The organism is Novosphingobium ovatum (assembly GCF_009909235.1).
GTDB classification, from domain to species: domain Bacteria; phylum Pseudomonadota; class Alphaproteobacteria; order Sphingomonadales; family Sphingomonadaceae; genus Novosphingobium; species Novosphingobium ovatum.
Genome location: NZ_JAAAPO010000006.1, coordinates 35,335 through 51,341 on the forward strand (window position 1 = coordinate 35,335; position 16,007 = coordinate 51,341).

The 16,007-nt window shown below is 66.3% G+C and carries 14 protein-coding genes; 6 read left to right on the plus strand and 8 right to left on the minus strand.

Translation table 11 applies throughout. From position 1 onward, the window contains the following. Nucleotides 1-12: 12 nt before the first annotated feature. The gene (locus GTZ99_RS14535; RefSeq protein ID WP_161720155.1) at nt 13-384 is read right to left on the minus strand and encodes a UrcA family protein; all 372 of its coding nucleotides are present in this window, start codon (nt 382-384) and stop codon (nt 13-15) included. A gap of 486 nt (nt 385-870) precedes the next feature. Here GTZ99_RS14535 and GTZ99_RS14540 point away from each other — a divergent pair, with 486 nt between their 5' ends. Both GTZ99_RS14540 and GTZ99_RS14545 read left to right on the plus strand, forming a co-directional pair. After that, entirely contained in the window at nt 871-2,061 is a 1,191-nt protein-coding gene (locus GTZ99_RS14540; protein WP_264960549.1) for a multidrug effflux MFS transporter, read from the plus strand. Nucleotides 2,062-2,121: 60 nt separating this feature from the next. After that, nucleotides 2,122-3,633: a cryptochrome/photolyase family protein gene (locus tag GTZ99_RS14545; protein ID WP_161720157.1), complete on the plus strand. Its 1,512-nt coding sequence runs from the start codon at nt 2,122-2,124 to the stop codon at nt 3,631-3,633. On the opposite strand, the gene GTZ99_RS14550 is transcribed toward GTZ99_RS14545, so the two are convergent. From GTZ99_RS14550 to GTZ99_RS14560, 3 genes are read right to left on the minus strand one after another with little or no spacing between them, the layout of a single operon-like run. Then, on the minus strand, nt 3,592-3,765 hold the full coding sequence (locus GTZ99_RS14550) for a DUF2256 domain-containing protein (RefSeq protein WP_201742557.1): 174 nt from the start codon (nt 3,763-3,765) through the stop codon (nt 3,592-3,594). The two genes, GTZ99_RS14545 and GTZ99_RS14550, sit on opposite strands and share 42 nt — an antisense overlap. A 2-nt stretch (nt 3,766-3,767) precedes the next feature. After that, the gene (locus GTZ99_RS14555; protein WP_161720161.1) at nt 3,768-4,502 is read right to left on the minus strand and encodes an SDR family NAD(P)-dependent oxidoreductase; all 735 of its coding nucleotides are present in this window, start codon (nt 4,500-4,502) and stop codon (nt 3,768-3,770) included. 57 nt (nt 4,503-4,559) lie between these two features. After that, nucleotides 4,560-5,048 carry an Lrp/AsnC family transcriptional regulator gene (locus GTZ99_RS14560; RefSeq protein WP_161720162.1) on the minus strand — a complete coding sequence of 163 codons (489 nt, stop codon included), beginning with the start codon at nt 5,046-5,048 and terminating at the stop codon, nt 4,560-4,562. Between the two features lie 79 nt (nt 5,049-5,127). Here GTZ99_RS14560 and GTZ99_RS14565 point away from each other — a divergent pair, with 79 nt between their 5' ends. From GTZ99_RS14565 to GTZ99_RS14575, 3 genes are all read left to right on the plus strand, one after another. Next, nucleotides 5,128-6,075: a DMT family transporter gene (locus tag GTZ99_RS14565; protein ID WP_161720164.1), complete on the plus strand. Its 948-nt coding sequence runs from the start codon at nt 5,128-5,130 to the stop codon at nt 6,073-6,075. A gap of 65 nt (nt 6,076-6,140) precedes the next feature. Beyond that, nucleotides 6,141-8,996 (plus strand): DUF2339 domain-containing protein, encoded by a 2,856-nt coding sequence (locus tag GTZ99_RS14570; RefSeq protein ID WP_161720166.1) that lies wholly within the window; start codon nt 6,141-6,143, stop codon nt 8,994-8,996. Beyond that, the gene (locus tag GTZ99_RS14575; RefSeq protein WP_161720168.1) at nt 8,993-10,324 is read left to right on the plus strand and encodes a DUF3999 family protein; all 1,332 of its coding nucleotides are present in this window, start codon (nt 8,993-8,995) and stop codon (nt 10,322-10,324) included. Before GTZ99_RS14570 ends, GTZ99_RS14575 begins: the two co-directional genes overlap by 4 nt. Here GTZ99_RS14575 and GTZ99_RS14580 read toward each other — a convergent pair. Both GTZ99_RS14580 and GTZ99_RS14585 read right to left on the minus strand, forming a co-directional pair. After that, nucleotides 10,321-10,776, minus strand: coding sequence for a DUF3237 domain-containing protein (locus GTZ99_RS14580; RefSeq protein WP_161720170.1), 456 nt, complete (start codon nt 10,774-10,776; stop codon nt 10,321-10,323). The genes GTZ99_RS14575 and GTZ99_RS14580 overlap by 4 nt on opposite strands. Then, nucleotides 10,760-12,067: a flavin-dependent oxidoreductase gene (locus GTZ99_RS14585; protein WP_161720172.1), complete on the minus strand. Its 1,308-nt coding sequence runs from the start codon at nt 12,065-12,067 to the stop codon at nt 10,760-10,762. The genes GTZ99_RS14580 and GTZ99_RS14585 overlap by 17 nt, the downstream gene beginning before the upstream one ends. A 160-nt stretch (nt 12,068-12,227) precedes the next feature. On the opposite strand from GTZ99_RS14585, the gene recQ reads away from it, so the two are divergent. Then, nucleotides 12,228-14,027, plus strand: a complete 1,800-nt coding sequence (gene recQ, locus GTZ99_RS14590; protein ID WP_227711385.1) for a DNA helicase RecQ — start codon at nt 12,228-12,230, stop codon at nt 14,025-14,027. 34 nt (nt 14,028-14,061) lie between these two features. On the opposite strand, the gene GTZ99_RS14595 is transcribed toward recQ, so the two are convergent. Continuing rightward, a complete protein-coding gene (locus tag GTZ99_RS14595) occupies nt 14,062-14,580 on the minus strand; it encodes a nuclear transport factor 2 family protein (protein WP_161720174.1) in 519 nt (172 codons plus the stop codon). Nucleotides 14,581-14,585: 5 nt separating this feature from the next. Continuing rightward, a complete protein-coding gene (locus tag GTZ99_RS14600) occupies nt 14,586-16,007 on the minus strand; it encodes an aromatic ring-hydroxylating oxygenase subunit alpha (RefSeq protein ID WP_161720176.1) in 1,422 nt (473 codons plus the stop codon).

Sequence of the window (16,007 nt, forward strand, 5' to 3'; positions counted from 1 at the left end):
TCAGGCGCCGGATCAGTCGCGGCGGGCCTGCTTTTGCTTGGCCACCGCCAGCACGGCCAATTGTTGCCCACGGGCGCGGGTCTGGGTGACGCAACGGCCCGCTTCGGCACTCATGGCCAGACGGTCGGCGACGCTGACCTGTTCATTGCAAATGCGGGCGGCGGCGCGGTCGATGCGCTTTTCCAGCTGGGCGCGGCCATCGGCGGTCATCAGATCCAGATCGCCATAGGGCACCGCGATCGAGGCGGTCTCATCAGACAGCACCAGCGCATTGGGCACAGCCCCGGCCACAGCCGGCGCGGCGGCGGCCAATACGGCCGTCGACAGCGCGGCGGACACGGCCAACAGCGTGGACGAAAAAGCGAAACGGGGGGCGGTGGTCATGTGAATTCTCCCTCTGAATTGATAGCAAACATGTATGTCAGTTTGAATTTATGTATATTTACAAATAACCATTAGAAATGAATCACGATCGGCCCGATAGACAGAAAATCGACACCACCTCAAGTGCATTAACAGGCAATCCATTGCACTATATTTACAGTGATGAAGGTTTTTATTTTATCATTCCGCCGTGGCGACGAAGCAGATGTATCAACAACCGTGCCAGTTTTCGAAAATGGTGGAATTCCGGGGCATTGGCGGACACAGGCCAAAAACACGCGCGGCAAAGTAGGGAGGTGGCGGCGAAAAATTCGCCACAGGTTGGGAATATGCGCCACGCCACCCAACCAGGCCTGCACCCATGTCGCGCCGCACAATCAGGACTAGCCAAGTGGGCACGGCCTCGTCATTACAGCCGCCATGACATGCGCCCCCGCCCCCGAAACCGCCGCAAAGCGGCTGGGCCCACGCGAATTCGTTGTTTTGATGGCTTTTCTTCAGGCGCTTCAGGCGCTGGCCGTTGATTCGATGTTGCCCGCGCTGGGCCATATGGCCGCCGACCTGCACCTGCAGGACGCCAACCAGCGTCAGTTGGTCGTCGGTATTTTCCTGATCTTTGGCGGTTTGGGCTGTCTGGTGCCTGGCACATTGGCCGACCGCTATGGCCGCCGCCGCGTGCTGATGGCCAGTCTGGGCTTTTACATCGTCTGCACCATCGGTTGTGCGTTGGTCACCAATTTCTGGCAATTGCTGGCGATGCGCGCGATTTTGGGCTTTACCTGCGCGGGTCTGGCCGTGCTGCCCGCAGCCATCATCCGCGACTGGTACGAAGGCGACCAGATGGCCCGACTGCAATCCATGGTGGCGATGGTGTTCATGGTCGTGCCGATGATCGCCCCCAGCATTGGTCAGGCGGTGTTGCTGGTGGCCAGTTGGCGCTGGATCTTTGGCGTGATGGCGGTGCTGGCCGGGCTGGTGGCGGCCTGGACATGGGTGCGCCTGCCCGAAACGCTGCACCCCGAATATCGCCAGCCGATCCAGTTTGGCCCGTTGATGCGCACCATGGGCGATGTCACCGCCAACCGCGCGGCCTTTGGCTATGTCTTTGGCATGGCGCTGATTCAGGGGGCGCTGTTCGGCTATATCAACTCGTCACAGCAATTGGTGGCCGAACATTTCGGCGCGGGCTCGCGCTTTCCGCTGGTGTTTGCCTGCATGGCCTCGATGATGGCGATGACCAATTTCGTCAACGCCCGCATTGTCGAACGCTTTGGCGCGCGACGCGTCAGCCACACGGCGCTGCTGGTCTATATCTGCACCAGCGCGGTGCAACTGACGCTGGCCCTGTACGAGGCCGAAACGCTCTACCGCTTTATCGCGGTGATGACAGTGAATGTCTGCCTGATGGGCTTCATCGGCTCGAACTTTGCCTCGATCTCGCTGCAACCCTTTGCCCGGACGGCGGGGGCCGCGGCCAGCGCGCAAAGCTTTATCCGCATGGTGCTGGCCTCCTCGCTGGGGGCGCTGGTCGGACAGGCCTATGACAACAGCGCGCGGCCGCTGGCCTTTGCGATGGTGGCGACAGGGGCGCTGGCGCTGCTGCTGGTGCTGTATAGCGAGCATGGCAAGCTGTTCCGCCGCCTGATCCCGCCCGGCGCGCCACGTCCGCGCGCCTGATCGGGCCATTGCCCGTGCGAACAGGCAGATCCGCCCCGGCCTGACCGCTATGGCCGGGGGATGGCAGGCCGGCTGATCCTGATCCTGGGCGACCAGTTGAGCATGGGGCTATCGTCCCTGCGCGCGGCAAATCGCGCCTGTGACACCATCCTGATGGCCGAAGTCTGGGACGAGGCCACCTATGTCCCGCACCATCCCAAGAAGATCGCGCTGGTGCTTTCGGCCATGCGCCACTTTGCCGCGCGGTTGCGCGCAGAGGGTTGGCGGGTGGATTATGTTGCGCTGGAGGATGCGGGCAACACCGGCTCTTTGGCCGACGAGGTGGCCCGCGCGATGGGGCGCCACGGCACCGATCACCTGATCGCCACCGAACCGGGCGAATGGCGCCTGATGCGACAGATGCGGGGCTGGCCCGCCACCACGCTGCTGCCTGATGACCGTTTTCTGGCCGACCGCCATGGCTTTGCCCAATGGGCCGATGGGCGCAAAGGCCTGCGGATGGAGCATTTCTATCGCCTGATGCGGCGCAAGACCGGCCTGTTGATGGACGGCGACCAGCCCGCCGGGGGCCAGTGGAACTATGACCACGACAACCGCGCCCCGCCGCCGGGCGCGCTGGGTCTGCCCGAACCCATGGCCTTTGCCCCCGACGCCATCACCGCACAGGTGCTGGACATGGTCGAGCGCCGCTTTGGCCATCACTTTGGCGATCTGCGCCCGTTCTGGTTTGCCGTGACACAGGCCGATGCGCAGGCCGCCTTTGCCCATTTCATCGCCCATGCCTTGCCCGGTTTCGGCCGCTATCAGGATGCGATGCTGATCGGCCATGCGTTTCTGCATCACGCGGTGGTTTCGCCCTATCTCAATCTGGGCCTGCTGGACCCGCTGGACATGTGCCGCGCGGTCGAGGCCGAATGGCGCGCGGGCCGGGTGCCGCTGAACAGTGCCGAAGGGTTCATCCGCCAGATCATCGGTTGGCGCGAATTCGTACGCGGGATCTATTGGTGGCAGGGGCCCGACTATGCGCGGGGAAACGTGCTGGAGGCGCACCGCCCGCTGCCCGCCGCCTATTGGGGGGCGCCCACCAGCATGGCCTGCCTGTCGGCGTGTGTGGCGCAAACCCGGCACCACGCCTATGCCCATCATATTCAGCGGCTGATGGTGACAGGCAATTTCGCCCTGTTGGCCGGCATTGATCCCCATGCGCTGCACGAATGGTATCTGGCGGTCTATGCCGATGCGTTTGAATGGGTCGAACTGCCCAACACCATCGGCATGAGCCAGTTTGCCGATGGTGGATTGCTGGCGTCCAAACCCTATGCCGCCAGCGGGGCCTATATCGCGCGGATGAGCGATTATTGCGCCGGCTGCGCCCACAGCCCCAAGGTCCAGAGCGGCCCGCGCGCCTGCCCTTTCACGCTGCTGTATTGGCATTTCATCGCCCGCCACGCCGACCGGCTGCGCCGCAACCCGCGCATGGCGGCGATGGTGCGCAACTGGGAACGCTTTTCACCCGAACGGCAGGCGCAATTACAGACCGACGCGCAGGCCTTTCTGGCCGCCCTTGCCTGAGTGTTTGCCCGAACGGCAACGGTCCGAACAATAAAGCACCGCCTCCCAGTCGCGCGCCCATTTCTTGCGCCAGGTGAACGGCAGGCCACAGGCCGCGCAGATCTTGGTCGGCAGATCCGATTTCTTGCGCATCTTTACCACGGGACGCGCGCGCCATCCCACGCATACAGCCCGCCACTTTCGCCCGGCGTCAGGCCATCCAGCACGCGCAACAGATGCCCCGCGCTGATATCGGGCGTGAACAACCTGTCGGGCGCAACGCCTGCGCGAAATGGTGCGGACAGATCACTCGCCACCGTGCCGGGGTGCAGCGCGGCGATCACCGCGTGGGGATGGGTGCGGGCGGTCTCGATGGCGAAATTGGCGATCAGCATGTTCAGCGCGGCCTTGCTGGCGCGATAGGCGTGCCAACCACCCAGCCGGTTGTCGCCAATCGACCCCACCCGCGCCGACAGCGCCGCCCACACCGCGCGCCGGTCACGCGGCAATCGCGCCAGCGTGTGTTTGGCGATCAAGGCCGGGCCGATGGTGTTGACCGCCAGCACCCGCGCCATCGCCGCCCCGTCGATGGCCCGCAGGCTCTTTTCCGGGGCCACGCCATGGGCCGCGTCATGCAGCACGCCGCTGGCCACGATCACCAGATCCAGCCGCCCGCCCATCCGGGCGACCGCCCCGGCAATGCTGGCCTCGTCCATCAGGTCATAGGCAAAGGGCGTGACACCGGCCATCCCCGCCCCTGCGCGCCCGTCACGCGATCCGGCATAAATCTGGGCGACATCGCCGCGCGCCAACAGCGCCCGCACCAGCCCCGCGCCGATCCCGCCACCCGCGCCCCATACCACCGCCACCTTGCCGCCGTCCTGTGCCATGCACGATGGTATCGCGCGGCGCGGCGGCATGGGCCAGACGGGATTCGGGGCAAACCATCAAGGGATGACCAGCGCCGTATCCGCCTTGACCCGGTCCAGCGCCACCAGCGTGCGGAACCGTTCGACCAGATCGTTTTCGGCAAACAGCCGCCGGGTCAATTGCTCATAGGCGCGCATGTCGGGGCTGACGATCACCACGACAAAGCTGACGCCGCCGGTGACGTAATAGCATTGCTGCACCTCGGGCGACTGGCGGAACAGCGCCTTGGCCGCGTCCACCGTGGCGGCGCGCTCGTCGCGCAAATGCACCTCGACGATGGCGGTGATGGGCAGCGAGACCGCATCGGGATCGACAATCGCCACATTGCGCAGGATCACGCCCGCCGCCTCCATCGCGGCAATGCGGCGCTGCACGGCAGCGGCCGACAGGTTCACCGCCTGGGCGATGGCGCGTTGGGGCGTTTTGGCGTCGCGCTGAATGATGCGCAGGATCGCCCGGTCAAAGGCATCCAGCGTTTTGCCCGGCCGATCGAGTGAATGTTGCATTTAGCCCCCGAAAATCGAGCACACGCCCCAACCCAGTGATGATATATCCCACACATCCGCCGCTGATGAAAGACCGCCCATGCCGCCCAATGCCTCTCCCGCCCAGACATGGACCGGCATCGCCTGCGGCATGGGCGCGGGCGCGTTGTGGGGGCTGGTGTTTCTGGCGCCCGAACTGGCCCGCGCCTTTACCCCGCTGGACATGACCATCGGGCGCTATCTGGCGTTCGGCCTGTTGTCGGCGGCATTGCTGGCGCCCAACGCGCGCGATCTGGCCCGCCGCGTGACCGTGACCGAGGTCAAGGCGCTGCTGTGGCTCGCGCTGACGGGGAACACGCTGTATTATGTGCTGCTGTCGAACGCGGTGCAATTGGGCGGGATCGCGATGACATCGCTGGTCATCGGCTTTGTCCCTGTCGCCGTGACGATCATCGGCAGCCGCGATGCCCATGCGGTGCCCTTTGCCCGGCTGCTGCCCTCGCTGGCGCTGTGCAGCGCGGGGGTGGTGTGTATCGGGTGGCAGGCACTGGCCCGGCCCAGCCATGCGGGCGGCAGTGGGCTGATCGGGCTGGTCTGCGCGGTAGGGGCCTTGGGGTGCTGGACGCTGTATGCCGTCAACAACAGCCGCCATCTGGTCCGCCTGCGCCAGTTTTCCGCCCATGAATGGAGCCTGATGAACGGGCTGGCCACGGGCGTGCAGGCCATCGCTCTGATCCCGCTGGCGCTGATCCTGCCGGGGCACAACAGCCATGCGGCGGGGGATTGGGCAATGCTGGCGGGGGTGTCGCTGGCGGTGGCGACATTGGCCTCGATCGCGGGGAACGGGTTGTGGAACCGCATGTGCCGCCTGTTGCCGCTGACGATGGTGGGCCAGATGATCCTGTTCGAGACACTGTTTGCCCTGCTCTATGGCTTTATCTGGGAACAACGCTGGCCCACGGGGCTGGAAACACTGGCCTTTGCCCTGTTGGTGGCCAGTGTGTTCGGCTGTCTGGCGGCGCATAGGCCGCGCGCGGTGGCGGCCTGAACCACCAGCCATTTGTCTTTTCACCCATTTGTGCCACTCTGCCCGCTGGATTGGGGGACGCGGAAATGGGTTTGGTGTACTGGGCCGCGGTGGCTGGCGCCTTGGTGGCATGCTGGGGCAATGGGCTGGGATTGGCCAGCATCCTTGGCGGCGGGATTGTCGGCGGCGGGCTGGGCCTGTGGCTGCGATCGGAACTGCGGGCCGAAATCGCGCAGGCGGTGCAGGCGGCGCTGGCGGATCTGCCGGTCGCGGCAGCGCCTCCCCCGGTCGAAACACTCCGTGAAACGCCCGCCCGCCCGCCCGTTGCCACGCCGCAGGCCGTGCCCGAACGCGATGTGGCGCCTGAACCATCCGCCCAACACCCGTCAAGCCGACCTGCGACACGCATCCCCCCGGCAGAGCCCGCCAGTGTGCCGATGGCGCAGGCGGCCTATATGCCCACGCCCTTGGCCCAACCCGCCCCCGTGGCCCAACCCGCCCCCGTGGCCCAACCCGGCTCTCCGCTGGACCTGCTGAAGGCGTGGCTGCTGGGGGGCAACACGATCGTGCGGGTGGGCTTGATCGTGCTGTTTCTGGGGCTGGTGTTTCTGGCGCGTTTCGCCGCGATGGCCGGGCTGTTCCCGATCGAGGCGCGGCTTGCCTCGATCGCCGCCATTGGCGTGGCGCTGTTGGCGGTCGGGCTGAAACAGCGGCTGGAGCGCCCCGGATTTAGCCTGTCGCTGCAAGGCGCGGGGGTGGGCGTGCTGTATCTGGTCGTGTTCGCCGCCGCGCGGGGATATGACATTCTGCCGCCCGCCGCCGCCTTTGTATTCATGATCCTGTTTGCGGCGCTGGGCTGTGGGCTGGCGCTGTTGCAGGATTCGCTGGTGATGGCCTTTGCCGCGTTTCTGGGCGGCTATGCGGTGCCGGTGCTGCTGGGCGGGCACGCCGAAACCCCGCTGGGGCTGTTTGCCTATATCACCATCCTCAATCTGGCAGTGCTGGTGATCGCGCGGGTCAAAAGCTGGCGGGCGATCAATCTGCTGGGTTTTGTCGCCACCTTTGCGCTGGCGCTGGCATGGGGCTTTGGCAGCTATAGCGCCCAGCATTACGCCCTGTGTCAGGCGTTCCTGATCCTTTCGGTGGCGATCTATCTGGCAATGGCGGTGCTGTATGCCCACAACACGCCGGGCCCGCTGGGCAATTACGCCGATAACACGCTGTTGTTCGGCACGGCGCTGGTGGGCTTTGGCCTGCAAATCGGGCTGGTGCACGACTGGCCGTTTGGATCTGCCTATGCCGCGCTGGGGTTTGGCGCGCTGTATGTCGGCGTAAGCGCGGTCACGATGCGGCGCGGCGATCCGGCGATGCGGCTGCTCAACGAATGCATGCTGGCGATCGGCGTGGGTTTTGTGACGCTGGCCGTGCCGCTGGCGCTGGAGATGGAATGGACATCGGCGGTCTGGGCGCTGGAAGGCGCGGGCGCGTTCTGGGTAGGCGCGCGCCAAGGTCGCTGGATGCCGCGCTGTTTCGGGCTGATGTTGCAAGCGGTGGCCGGGCTGTTGGTGCTGGTCACGCTGCCCGATCCGGTCGGGGCGTGGCCGCTGCTGCATGACGGGTTCCTGCGGCCGCTGGTGGTGTCGCTGCCGCTGTTGTTCACCGCGTGGCAGATGCGCGCGCCCCTGCCGCACAGCGGGTCGGCGGCGGCCACAGCCTATGCGCGGGCGGAACAGGCGATGGAGCCGCTGTGGTTTCTGGCCGGTTTCGGCTATGCCTGCATCGCCATCCTGACCGAGGTCAACCGCCGACTGCCCACAACGAGCGCCGACCTGCCGCCGATGCCCGCGCTGTCTGGGCATATGCAATTGTATGGCGCGGTCCTGGCGATCATGGGACTGATGGCGCTGTCACAGGCCTTTGGCCGGGCGCGCGACTGGGCGGTGGCGCAATGGCCCGCCCGGATTGCCCTGCCGCTGATGGTGGTGGGGCTGGCCGGGATGCTGGGGCTGGGCCGCCATGGGCTGATGCTGCCCGATGCGGCGTGTTGGCTGGTGATGGCCGGGCTGCATCTGTGGATGCTGTATCGTCAGCCTGACGATGGCTGGACCCACGCCCTGCATGTCGGCGGGGTTTTGTGGCTGACGGCGATGGTGGCCGATGCCCTGTGGCTGGGGATTGATCGCGCGGAGTTGTGGAACAGTTCATGGGCAGGGGTCAGCTATCTGGTGGCCTGTGTGGCGATGCTGATCGCGCTGACGCGCTGGGCCGGGGCGGCCGCAGGGCACAGTGATACGGACGGGCAAAGGTGGCCGCTGCGCCCCTATGCGCGGGCCTATTGGTGGCACGCGGCGCTGTTGCTGGCGATGGGGACCTATGGCGGCGCGCTGGTGACGGCCCTGCTGGCCCAAGGTGTGACCGCCCCCCTGCCCTATATCCCGATCGTCAATCCGGTCGATCTGTCGGTGCTGCTGGCGCTGGCGGCGCTGGCGCTGTGGCGGCAGATGTTGCAGACCGCGCGCGATCTTGATCCTCTGGCGCAGGAGATCGCGGGGGCAACCGGGCTGGGCGGACTGGCGGCGCTAGGCTTTGTGTTGGTCAACACGGTCTGGCTGCGCACGGCGCACCACCTGTTTGGCATCGGCTGGGACGCGGGCACGCTGGCCAGCAGTGCGGTGGTACAGGCCGGATACGCGCTGTTGTGGGCGGCGATGGCGCTGGGGCTGATGCTGTGGGCCAAACGGCGGTCCGAACGCCTGCCGTGGATGGCGGGGGCCGTGCTGTTGGGCGCGGTGGTGGTCAAACTGGTGCTGGTCGACATGTCCCGCGTCGAGGGGCTGGCGCGGATCATCGCCTTTATCGGCGTGGGCGTATTGATGTTGCTGATCGGTTATTTCGTGCCGCTGCCGCCCCGCCCATCAACCTCGGCCGAGGCGGCGGCATGAAGCGCGCGGCCATCGCCCTGACGCTGGCCCTGACGCTGGCTCTGCCGGGTTGTGGCGCGCCGAGGGCGGCCCCCACCGGGCCGCAAGACTTTGCCTTGAACCTGCCGGTCACCGCGCCGGGCACCGGGGTCGCGCGGCTGGATCTGCCGGTGGCGGCATTGCTGGCGTTTCGCCGGGCCGACATGGGTGACGTGCGCGTCTATGACGCACAGGGCCGCCCACTCTCGATCGCCCGGATGGAGCCCGCGGCAGCCAGCCAGAATGCCATCCACCTGCCCGCCATCGCCATCAACGAGGATCGGGCGGCCGATGGCGCGGCGGTCTCGGTACAGGTGGATCAAGCCGGGCGCAGGCTGACGGTCGCGACACAAGGCCCTGCGGCCGGCGCGGCGGCGACGGCGCAGGTCTTGCTGGACACCCGGTCGCTGGCCGATCGGGCGGTGGCGGTACGGCTGGACGCCGATCTGCCGCCCTCGCGTCCGGTGACAGTGGAGATCGCCAGCAGCCCCGATCTGAAAAGCTGGACACCGCTGACCGATGCGGTGCTGTTGCGCCCCGGCGCCGGGCCTGAACTGTTGGGCGGCGGGCGGATCGCCCTGCCCGATGTGGCGTTGCAAGGGCGCTATGTGCGGTTGCGTTGGCAGGGCGCACCGCCCGGCGCGGTGCAGGGCGCAACGCTGATCACCAGCCACACGCCCGCCCCGCCCCGCCTGTGGGTGACGGCGCGCGGCATTCCCGCAGGCTCGGCGCAACAGATGGCTTTCACCCTGCCGGTGGCGCTGCAACCGGGCGCGGTGCGTGTGGCGATGACCGGGGCCGATGGCGTGGTGCCGCTGCGCCTGATGGGCCGCGACAGTGCCGAGGCGCCGTGGACACCGCTGGCCGTGGGGGTGTTGCGTCAGGGGGCCAAGGCCACCGAACTGCCGCTGGAGGGCATCGCCCCGCGCCAATTGCTGCTGGAGGCCGACCCCCGCAGCGCCGGATGGTCGCGCCCGCCCGCGCTGGCACTGGCGCTGGAGCCGGTCTCGTTGTTGGTGGCGTTCAACGGGGCCGCGCCCTATCGGCTGGCGGTGGGGCATGCCGATGCCGCCCCCGCCCTGTTTGCCGCCAGCGACCTTGCCCCCAATCCGGGGACATATCCGCGGGCACAGGTCGCGGCCACCGGCGCGGGTGAGACCTTCGTCGATCTGGGCGGAGAGGGCACCAGTTGGCCCTTTGCCCCACGCAAGCTGGCGCTGTGGGGGGCATTGCTGGCCGGAACGGGCGTGCTGGGCATGGCGGTGGTGCGGTTGCTGCGGGCCAACGCGCGCCCGGTGGATCGCCCCTAATCGATGCGATAGATAGACAGGCGCACTGTCCGCCCCGATTTCCCCCCGCTGGCCAGAAACAGCGCACGGTTGACCCAGGCATAGGCGGGATGCCCCGTCTCCAGCCGGATCGCCGTGCGCATGTAATAGTCGGTGAAAGGCACGTCCTCACCCGCTGCCGCGCGGGCGGCCACGTCGGGGGCCATGTGGCGGATACCCTGACTGATCACCTCGATCACCGCGCCGTCATCGGTTTCCACCGCATAGCGCGCGTCCAGCACCGCCACGCCATCGCCATGCACCGTCTGCCAATCGGCGCCGATGTTCAGGATGCGACCGTTCAGCAAAGGCCCACTGACGCTGCCGCCGACGATGGGGATGATGCGGCGCGTGCCCGCCCCGCATTCCCCCAACTCACGCGGGGGCGTCAGATCGATGGCAAAGTCGCAGACATGCTCAAGCGTCGGCTGCATCGGCCACCTGTTCGGCCACACGGGCGCCTGCGAGGATGGTGCGCGGCGCGCCATTCAGCGCATCACGGGCAAAGCCTGCCGCCGACTGATAGGCCAGCATGAACTGGGCGCGTTCGTCAGCCGGGATCACATCGTCGATATTGTCAAACGTGCCGCCGCAGCGTTCGTCCACCATCTTGAGCAGGCCAAACGGCCCCGCTCCGCGATTGCGCAGCGCCAATTGGCCGACCGGCTGACACAGCTTTGCATCATAGGCGGCCAGCGCCGCGGCATTCACGCCATGCTCCAGAAACAGGCTGCCCATGACGCGCGCGTCGATGATCGCCTGCGACGCGCCGTTCGATCCGGTGGGATACATCGGATGCGCCGCATCGCCCATCAACGCCACCGAACCATCCACCCAGGTGGGGATCGGATCGCGGTCGATCATCGGGTTTTCATAGGCCACATCCGACCCTGCCAACAGCTTTGGCAGATCCAGCCAATCATAGACGAAACCATCGAATTCATGCGCAAAATCAGCCAGTTCGCAAGGGCGGAACCAGCCGGTCTTGGTCCAGTCGTGGGTCGCGTCATAGGTCTGTTCGGCGATCCAGTTGATATCGGCCAGCCCGTTTTCGTCCGGGGCCGAAATCGGGTACAGCACGACGCGGTGGCGATCCGTGCCCAGCCCGACGAAGGACGAGCCGGTGCGGATCGGCACGCCCTTGGCCGTGCCGCGCCACATCAGCGTGCCGCCCCAACGGATCGGCGGCTGATCGGGGTGCATCTGCGCGCGGATGCTGGAATGGATGCCATCGGCGCCGATCAACAGACGGCCGGTTTCCTGCAATTGCTGGCCATCGGCGGTGGTGATATCGGCCACCACGCGGCCATCGGCGGTCTGGTGATAGGCCGTCACCTTTTGCCCCAGGCGCAGGTTTTCCGCGCCGATGCGCTCGGCCACGATGCGGGCCAGCAACAGGTGGAACTTGCCCCGGTGCACCGCATATTGGTGCCAGTGATAACCGGCCGATTTGCCGCGCGGTTCGGAATAGATGTCGCGCCCGTTCAGGCCGACCAGCGCCCATTCCTTGGCCGGTACGCCCACCGCGTTCAGCGCATCCTCGCCAATGCCCAGATCGCCCAGTTCGCGCACCGCATTGGGTTGCAGGTTGATCCCCACCCCCAGCGGGCGCAGCTCGGACGTGCTTTCAAACACCACGCAAGGCACGCCGATCTGGTGCAGGGTCAGCGCCAGCGCCAGACCACCAATGCCGCCACCGGCAATCAGAACACGCTCACTCGTCATAGAAACTGTCCGCCACTTCCTGTTCAGGTCCCCGCCCGCCGAGCCTTTGGCGCGCCGCAGCGGGCGTCGCCATACTGGAAGCTGGCCTCTTGCGCTAGATGCAACCCCTTACACCGTGTCGCAATAGGTGCGCGCGCCCAAGTGTGTTAGCAGCCCGGCGATGGACGGGACCGATTCTGACGTGATGCTGGACGATGCGCGCCGCGCCTTGCAGGCGACCTTTGGCTTTGCCGCGTTTCGCGGGGTGCAGGAAACGGTGGTCGGGCGCGTGCTGCGCGGGCAATCGAGCCTGGCGGTGATGCCGACCGGCGCGGGCAAATCGCTGACCTATCAATTGCCCGCCGTGATGCGGCCCGGCACCTGCGTGGTGGTCAGCCCGCTGATCGCGCTGATGCACGACCAATTGCGCAGCGCCACCGCCAATGGCATCCGCGCCGCCGCCCTGACCAGCGTCGATACCAACCGGGCCGAAACCATCGCCCGGCTGCGCGACGGGGATCTGGACCTGTTGTATGTCGCCCCCGAACGCGCCAGCCAGCCGCAGTTCCACGACCTGTTGGCCAATGCCCCGATCAGCCTTTTTGCCATTGATGAGGCGCATTGCGTGTCCGAATGGGGCCATGATTTCCGCCCCGACTATCGCCTGTTGCGCCCATTGCTGGACGGCCTGCCACATGTCCCGCGTCTGGCGCTGACCGCCACCGCCGATGGGCACACCCGCGCCGATATCCTGATGCAATTGGGTATCCCGGACGATGGGCTGATCGTTGCCGGGTTTGACCGGCCCAACATCCGTTACCACATTACCCCGCGCGACAATCCGGCCCAGCAATTGCGCCGCCTGTTGGCCGATCACCCCGGCCCCGGCATCGTCTATGCCCAGACCCGTGCACAGGTGGAACGCTTGACCGAGACGCTGGCCACCACGGGCCGCGCGGTGCGGCCCTATCACGCCGGGCTGGACGCGGATGTGCGCGCCGCCCATCAGGCCGCCTTTGTCGCCAGCGAGGACATGGTGATGGTGGCCACCATCGCCTTTGGCATGGGCATTGATAAGCCCGACGTGCGCTTTGTCGCCCATGCCGGCCTGCCCAAATCCATCGAGGCCTATTATCAGGAAACGGGCCGCGCGGGCCGTGATGGCGATCCGGCGGTGGCGGTGATGCTGTGGGGGGCCGAGGATTTTGCCCGCGCCCGCCTGCGCCTGAACGAGATGGAGGAAGCGCGCCTGCCCGGTGAACGCGCCCGACTGAACGCACTGGCCGGTTTGGTGGAAACTGCCGGATGCCGCCGCGCCCTGCTGCGACGCCATTTTGGCGAGGACGCGCCCGCCACTTGCGGCAATTGCGACAATTGCCTGTCGCCGCCCAATGTGACCGACACCACCGAACTGGCGCGCAAGCTGCTCTCGGCCATCTACCGCACCGGGCAAAGCTTTGGCCTGGGCCATGTCGAGAAGGTGCTGACCGGCGTGGCGGACGAGCGCATCACCGCGCGCGGCCATGACCAGTTGAGCGTGTTTGGCATTGTTGGGCCGGACGAGGCCCCATTGCTGCGCCCGCTGGCCCGCGCGTTGCAGGCCCGCGGCAGTCTGGAAACCAGCGAGCATGGTGCGATCAGGCTGGCCGGTGACGCCCGCGCCATCCTGAAGGGGGAGGCAAACGTGGCGATCACCCTGCCGCCCGCCCGCAGCGCCGAGCGCCGCAACCGGCGCGGGGCCAGCGACAGTGCCAATCCGGTGGGTGATCCGCTGTTTGACGCGCTGCGCCAATGGCGGCGCGACACGGCAGCAGAGCTGAAAGTGCCGCCCTATGTCATCTTTCACGATGCTAGCCTGCGCGCGATTGCCCAGCACCGCCCCGACACGCTCTCGGCGCTGGGGCAGGTGCAGGGCGTGGGCACGCGCAAGCTGGAGACCTATGGCGCGGCGCTGCTGGACCTGTTGCAGCGCCACGCCTGACCAGCGGCAAAGCCGCCAAGCCCAATAGGCCGCGTCAGACCGGCCAGTCGCGCGTCTGGCCGAAATCCGCCCCGCGCCGTGCCCCGCGCGGCAGGTCATGTGCCTGTAGAAAGGCGTCGGCCGCCGGATCGGTGCGCGCCCAATCGATCAGTTCGCGCCGCCGCACAATCCGCCAATCGCCATCACGGCAGGCGTATTCGTCAATATAGCGCCCCGCGACGATCAGATCCTTGGGTTCGCCCTCCTCGGTGATGCGGTGCCAGGCATAGAAATAGACCTCACCGCTGGCCGCATCGCCGTTGATCGACAACTGCACCTGCCCAATGATGTGCTGGCTACCCTCGATATCGGCCAGAAACCCCTGCGCAAAGGCAACGAATTCGTCGGCCGTGCCATTCATCAGCCCACAATCCACCCACGCGTCATCGTGAAAGGCGCTGCGGTGCAGAACCGGGTCCAACCGGTCCTGCCCCCGCATGTAACGGCACAGCGCATCGTTGATATCGCGCCGCGCGCACAGGTCGCGCAGCTCGGCTTCCATGTCAAAAGCCATGCCGCTTACCCTTCCGCGTTCAGATATTTGTCGATCACCATCTGGAAATGGCGGATGCGCGATTCCTGATAATTGCCCAGATGCTGAACGCCCACCGCACTCGCGCGGAAACCTTCCTGTTGGGCGCGCAGATTGTCGGTGTCCTGATCATAGACGTATCCCATCGCCGGGTCGAAACCGGGCGCGCTGGCATAGCTGTCCTGCTCGGCCACGCGATAGGGTTCGGGCGGTTCGGGTGCGCGGCCATCGGACGGATTGGGACGCAGGAACAGGATTTCAAACAGCGTGCGGTTGGGATCGCTGCCGATCGGGCGGAAGCGATAGGCCATCGGCAGCGACAGGCCGGGGAACAGCACCATGTTCGGGAAGATGTGATATTCGATGGTGTCGATCATCTCGCTGTCGGACACGGCTGACAGGTCGGTCTGATAGACCTCGCCCATCACCTTGCGCAGGTGGCGGGCCATGACGGTGCGGGCGGTCTCGCCCTCACCCACAATCAACCCGTCCCCGCGCGAATCCTTGTCGCCCAGGATCATGGTCGCCAGCAGTTCCTGTTCCGACAACGGATTGGCCAGATGCGGCGAATTCACCCCGCTGGCCGCGTAAAAGCGCGTCACATGGTCCGAATGGCAGTCATACTGCACATTGGCATCGCCCACGCCCTTGAGCAGCTGTGGGTGGGTTTCCAGCACGTGATAGGATTCCAGGAACGCTTCCTGCGCCGTCTTCCAGTTGCAGGGCAATTCCTTGGCCACATGCACCGAGACATAGCGCCCCGCGATGTCCCAATCCTTGAAGTGGTCGATCAACGGGGCAAGGTATTCCTCCAGCCCCGGCCCGTCCTGCGAGGGGTTGAGGAAGATGAAACCGCCCCATTGGCCAATCCTTACCTCTGGCAGGCGGGTTTTGGCCGGGTCGACATGGGCAAAGTCCCATGCGCAGGGCACTTGGGCCAGACTGCCGTCATTGTTCCACGTCCAGCCGTGATAGGGGCAGCGCAGGTTGGGGCCAGCGCCGATGCCCTCGCCCTTCTTGAACTTGGTCGAGCGGTGCAGGCAGGAATTGACAAAGCCCTTCACGCTGCCGTCCTGCTGGCGCACCACGACATAGGACAGATGCGCCACCTCATAGGTGTAATAGTCGCCCGGCTCGGGGATGTGGTCCTCGCGGCAGACCCATTGCCACGTCTTCTTCCAGATCTTCTCGATCTCGGCGTCGAAGATGTCCTGCGAGAAATAGCGGTCGACCGAAACCGGGGCGCTGCCCAGATAGGCGGGCTGTTCAAAGGTCAGCACCGGGGGCGGCGGCATCACATCGGCGCCAACGATCTGTTGCACGCTGGGCGCGGGGCAGCGAATCGCGGCCAGATCGGCCTCATCAGCGGGCGCGCTGGGCAGCCCATGTTCCAGAATGGGGTTCAACAT

Bases quoted from the DNA above. Each gene is read 5' to 3' on its own strand.
- recQ (WP_227711385.1), top strand. From the start codon at position 12,228: ATGGACGGGACCGATTCTGACGTGATGCTGGACGATGCGCGCCGCGCC.
- GTZ99_RS14600 (WP_161720176.1), bottom strand. From the start codon at position 16,007: ATGTTGAACCCCATTCTGGAACATGGGCTGCCCAGCGCGCCCGCTGAT.
- GTZ99_RS14540 (WP_264960549.1), top strand. From the start codon at position 871: ATGGCTTTTCTTCAGGCGCTTCAGGCGCTGGCCGTTGATTCGATGTTG.
- GTZ99_RS14575 (WP_161720168.1), top strand. From the start codon at position 8,993: ATGAAGCGCGCGGCCATCGCCCTGACGCTGGCCCTGACGCTGGCTCTG.
- GTZ99_RS14535 (WP_161720155.1), bottom strand. From the start codon at position 384: ATGACCACCGCCCCCCGTTTCGCTTTTTCGTCCACGCTGTTGGCCGTG.
- GTZ99_RS14565 (WP_161720164.1), top strand. From the start codon at position 5,128: ATGCCGCCCAATGCCTCTCCCGCCCAGACATGGACCGGCATCGCCTGC.
- GTZ99_RS14550 (WP_201742557.1), bottom strand. From the start codon at position 3,765: ATGCGCAAGAAATCGGATCTGCCGACCAAGATCTGCGCGGCCTGTGGC.
- GTZ99_RS14580 (WP_161720170.1), bottom strand. From the start codon at position 10,776: ATGCAGCCGACGCTTGAGCATGTCTGCGACTTTGCCATCGATCTGACG.
- GTZ99_RS14560 (WP_161720162.1), bottom strand. From the start codon at position 5,048: ATGCAACATTCACTCGATCGGCCGGGCAAAACGCTGGATGCCTTTGAC.
- GTZ99_RS14585 (WP_161720172.1), bottom strand. From the start codon at position 12,067: ATGACGAGTGAGCGTGTTCTGATTGCCGGTGGCGGCATTGGTGGTCTG.
- GTZ99_RS14595 (WP_161720174.1), bottom strand. From the start codon at position 14,580: ATGGCTTTTGACATGGAAGCCGAGCTGCGCGACCTGTGCGCGCGGCGC.
- GTZ99_RS14545 (WP_161720157.1), top strand. From the start codon at position 2,122: ATGGCAGGCCGGCTGATCCTGATCCTGGGCGACCAGTTGAGCATGGGG.
- GTZ99_RS14555 (WP_161720161.1), bottom strand. From the start codon at position 4,502: ATGGCACAGGACGGCGGCAAGGTGGCGGTGGTATGGGGCGCGGGTGGC.
- GTZ99_RS14570 (WP_161720166.1), top strand. From the start codon at position 6,141: ATGGGTTTGGTGTACTGGGCCGCGGTGGCTGGCGCCTTGGTGGCATGC.